The 4391-nt window shown below is 39.9% G+C and carries 5 protein-coding genes; 4 read left to right on the top strand and 1 reads right to left on the bottom strand.

Annotated features, from left to right (window positions below):
• Positions 1-122 precede the first annotated feature (122 nt).
• On the top strand, positions 123-1298 hold the full coding sequence (locus WBM49_RS14850) for a GlmU family protein (RefSeq protein WP_424372830.1): 1176 nt from the start codon (positions 123-125) through the stop codon (positions 1296-1298).
• 68 nt (positions 1299-1366) lie between these two features.
• The gene (mtaB, locus tag WBM49_RS14855; RefSeq protein ID WP_424372831.1) at positions 1367-2716 is read left to right on the top strand and encodes a tRNA (N(6)-L-threonylcarbamoyladenosine(37)-C(2))-methylthiotransferase MtaB; all 1350 of its coding nucleotides are present in this window, start codon (positions 1367-1369) and stop codon (positions 2714-2716) included.
• Between the two features lie 32 nt (positions 2717-2748).
• On the opposite strand, the gene WBM49_RS14860 is transcribed toward mtaB, so the two are convergent.
• On the bottom strand, positions 2749-3042 hold the full coding sequence (locus tag WBM49_RS14860) for a GNAT family N-acetyltransferase (protein WP_424372832.1): 294 nt from the start codon (positions 3040-3042) through the stop codon (positions 2749-2751).
• Positions 3043-3218: 176 nt separating this feature from the next.
• On the opposite strand from WBM49_RS14860, the gene WBM49_RS14865 reads away from it, so the two are divergent.
• Together WBM49_RS14865 and WBM49_RS14870 are read left to right on the top strand one after the other, a co-directional pair.
• Complete coding sequence (locus tag WBM49_RS14865; RefSeq protein ID WP_424372833.1) at positions 3219-3881, top strand: alpha/beta fold hydrolase; 663 nt, start codon at positions 3219-3221, stop codon at positions 3879-3881.
• A gap of 44 nt (positions 3882-3925) precedes the next feature.
• Positions 3926-4391, top strand: a 466-nt coding sequence (locus tag WBM49_RS14870) for a transglycosylase SLT domain-containing protein (protein ID WP_424372834.1), incomplete at its 3' end; no start/stop codon positions are given.

A 4391-nucleotide genomic window follows, 5' to 3' on the forward strand; every position in this document is an offset into this window, starting at 1 on the left:
AAAAAATAGGATGCAAAGCCGGATGTTTCCGCAGCATTTTATTTTTCCTGGCTTATGAATAATCTCACGCCTCCGATATATCGGGGGCGTTATTTTTTTACTTTTGGTTAAAATAAGTATCCATGAATTTTATTCTCATAGACAGTGAAGTTAGAACCTCCTTGCTCCCTTTTACATTTACAAGGCCTGTGGCAGAGATCAGGATCGGGATCCTTACACTTCGAGAGAAATGGGAGGCTTATTTAGAAGATAATACCTCCTTTAAAACTGAGGAATACCTTAGGATGAAGTATCCTATAAGACTAGCGGCAGATAATATTTTTATAGATTCGTCTTTTTTACCTACCCCAGACCTGATTTCCGCCATCCGATCGTTGGAAACAGAAACCGCACTAAGTCATGATCAAAAGATAGTGGCTTATAGGTCTTCCACAGATATTTCACATTCCGATGTAACTTCTTTACAACAAAGATCCTACACCAAGCCATTGATCAGGGTGCAAAACACCTGGGATATCTTTTCAAGAAACGGGGAGGCCTTACAACAAGACTTTGATCTGATCACCAAAGGAAGAAAAAGTGCCCCTATCTCCAATACTAACAGGCTGATCTCTCCGGAAAATATCTTCCTTGAAGAAGGGGCTAAGGTAGAGTACAGTATACTAAATGCTTCAGAGGGTCCTATTTATTTAGGCAAGAATTCTGAGGTCATGGAAGGGAATATGATACGTGGAGGCTTTGCACTATGTGAACATGCAGTGGTAAAAATGGGAGCTAAGATCTACGGACCAACTACGGTTGGACCTTATGGGAAAGTCTGCGGTGAGATCAACAACTCTGTCATCTTTGGGTATTCCAGTAAAGGACATGACGGATATCTTGGGAATTCTGTATTGGGGGAATGGTGTAATATTGGCGCTGACTCTAATAATTCCAATCTCAAGAACAATTATGCCAAGGTACGCTTATGGAATTATGCCACAGAGCGCTTTGAACAAACCGGATTGCAATTTTGCGGTCTTATGATGGGCGATCACAGTAAGACAGCTATTAATACCATGTTCAATACAGGAACTGTGATTGGTGTAAATTGTAACATCTATGTCCCGGGCTTCCCGCGCAATTTTGTTCCCAGCTTCAGTTGGGGCGGAGCAAGCGGATTTTCTACCTACCAGACTTCGAAAGCTTTTGAGGCTGCCGAAGTAATGATGGCAAGGCGTGGAAGGATTTTTGACGAAAAGGAAGCTGCCATCATGGAACACGTTTTTGAACTCACCAAGAAATGGCGTAAGTACTAGAAGATCAGCCTTTCGTATTCCCATTCATATTTTACAACCCGCTCTCAAAGTGTTATCTTTGCCTCCCTATGAGGTTGGATAAGAATAAAATAGAAAAGAAAGTTGCCTTTTATACCCTGGGATGTAAGCTTAATTTCTCAGAAACCTCTACCATTGCCCGGAGTTTTAAGAACGAGGGTTTTCTGCAGGTAGATTTTACGGAATGGGCAGATATTTATGTGATCAACACTTGTTCCGTGACAGAAAATGCGGACAAACGTTTTAAGACCATTGTTAAAAAAGCACAAAAAATTAATTCCGAAGCTTTCCTGATTGCCGTTGGATGTTATGCACAACTTAAACCAGAGGAACTGGCAGCTGTAAATGGCGTTGATCTTGTCCTTGGCGCTACTGAAAAATTTAAGATCACCGATTATATCAATGATTTAACCAAGAATGACTTTGGCACCATTCACGCATGTGAGATAGAGGAAGCCGATTTCTATGTGGGCAGTTACTCTATTGGTGACAGAACCAGGGCATTTCTTAAAGTACAGGATGGTTGTGATTACAAATGTACCTACTGTACCATTCCGCTTGCCAGAGGTATCTCGCGCAGTGATACACTGCAAAATGTTTTGACAAATGCCGCAGAGATCGCTGCTCAAGGGATAAAAGAAATTGTGCTTACGGGAGTTAATATTGGCGACTATGGAAAGGGAGAATTCGGGAATAAAAAGCATGAGCATACTTTTTTTGAACTCGTCCGGGCACTAGAGGAAGTAAAAGGGATTGAGCGTTTGCGTATCTCTTCTATTGAACCAAATCTTTTAAAAGATGAGACTATAGATTTTGTGTCGGCTTCATCGCGCTTTGTCCCTCATTTTCATATCCCTCTTCAGAGCGGGAGTAACGAGCTGTTAAAAAAAATGCGCAGGCGCTACTTACGTGAACTGTATCAAGAACGGGTTGCGAGGATCAAAGAAAAAATGCCACATGCCTGTATAGGTGTAGACGTAATCGTTGGCTTTCCGGGTGAAACTGAGGAACACTTTTTGGAAACCTATCACTATCTGAACAACTTAGACATATCTTATCTCCATGTATTTACCTATTCAGAAAGGGAAAATACTGTGGCAGCCACAATGCCAGAGACCATACCTATGAAGCTTAGGCAAAAAAGAAGCAAAATGCTCCGTGGCTTGTCTGTGAAAAAAAGAAGGGCCTTTTACGAGAGTCAGCTAGGAAGTAGAAGAACAGTTTTATTTGAAAGCGAAAACAAGGAAGGTTATATCTACGGCTTTACAGAAAACTATGTGAAAGTTAGGTCTCCCTGGGATCCTTCTTTAAGCAATACATTACAATTGGTAGCGCTAAGGGAGATAGATGAAGAAGGGCTGGTCCGATTTGATTTTGTGACCGAAGAAATAATGGCATAAAAAAACCTCTCGAATGAGAGGTTTGATTTTTTTTAGATTCGTATCCCAACGGGAAGCATTTCTTTATATTGCCTGTTTTTTCTTAAAAACCCGGCTATTTGAGGACTGGTAGGCACAACTCTCATATTCTTTTCTTGTATGTGATGCAGTACTGATTTAATAAAATCCTCACTAAAACCGTCCGCAGTAATTTCTTCTGGAATAACCAATTTGGTAAGGAATACTTTACGTTCTTGAGAAGAATATTCAATCTTTGCCAAATGGCCGTCAACCTTAGTTTCAAATTGTCGCAAGAAACTATTATCATTAATTACTACTTCATTCATATAGATAGATTTAGTTTTGGTTTCAGACAAAAAAATTACGAGCGTCTCGTAATTTGCAATTTTCTTAAACTCTTGTATTGTAAAGAGTTTAAAAACCCCTTTAAATTCTATAAGGCAGCTAACAAAAGTAATAAAAAAAATGCTAATTTCCTAAATAAAACAGAGTCTAAACGCATATGAGCGAAAAGAAGATACATGTTTATCTTATGCCTGGTATGGCTGCAAACAGCAGTATCTTTAAGCATATAGAACTTCCTAAGGATCGTTTTGCGATACATCTGTTAGAATGGTTTGTACCAACCAAGGGAATGAGCCTTAAGGCCTACGCGCAGAAGATGAATTCTTTTATTACCCATAAGGATCCGGTGTTGATCGGGGTTTCATTCGGGGGAATGTTGGTGCAGGAAATGGCCAAGCATATGGCAGTTAGAAAAGTGATTATTATCTCTAGTGTCAAACTTCATTCTGAAATGCCTAAAAGACTAATATTTGCCAAGTATACAAGGCTTCATAAACTTCTGCCGACCAGCCTGGTGAACAATCTAGACCTCCTTGCTAAATACGCCTTTGGTGAAACGGTTACCCAGCGATTAGAACTTTACAGGGAATATTTGTTTGTCAAGGATATTTATTATCTGGACTGGTCTATAGATCAGATCGTTCACTGGCAACAGGATCAGTGCGACCCTCAATTGGTTCATATTCATGGAGATAAGGATGCGGTGTTTCCTATTCATCACATTAAAAATTGTATCAGAGTAAAAAACGGAACGCATACTATGATCATTCACAGATATAAATGGTTTAATGAACGTTTACCTGCAATTATTTTGGATTAAGGGAGTTCTATTGTATACCTTTGATGGACCACAAATACATAGCGATGAAATTTTTAAAAGCAACTTTAATGTTTCTGGGAGTACTTTTTATAGCAAGTACCCTTATTTTTTCAGTACAACAGGGTCATTTGTCCTCTGTCCCTGCAAAGGTTGAATCCCCTGATCTTAACACCGATAAAAGTGTCGCAGAAGAATACAGGATTACTGCTATAGAAATTCCGGAAGACTTGAATTTTGCAGGAGAATCTGTGCCGCAAAAAGATCCTGAGATCATGGAGCGGATAGACCGGGAATTTTTGGTCAATACCTATTGGCAGTCCAATGCGGTATTACTGATGAAACGAGCCAATAAATTTTTTCCGGTCATAGAACCTATTCTGGCCAAAAATGGCATTCCGGATGATTTTAAATATTTAGCCGTTGCCGAAAGTGGCCTACAAAATGTGGTATCGCCTGCAGGAGCAGCCGGATTCTGGCAGATCATGAAAGCCACCGGGAAAGAATATGGTC

The organism is Muriicola sp. (assembly GCF_049669965.1).
GTDB lineage: Bacteria > Bacteroidota > Bacteroidia > Flavobacteriales > Flavobacteriaceae > Muriicola.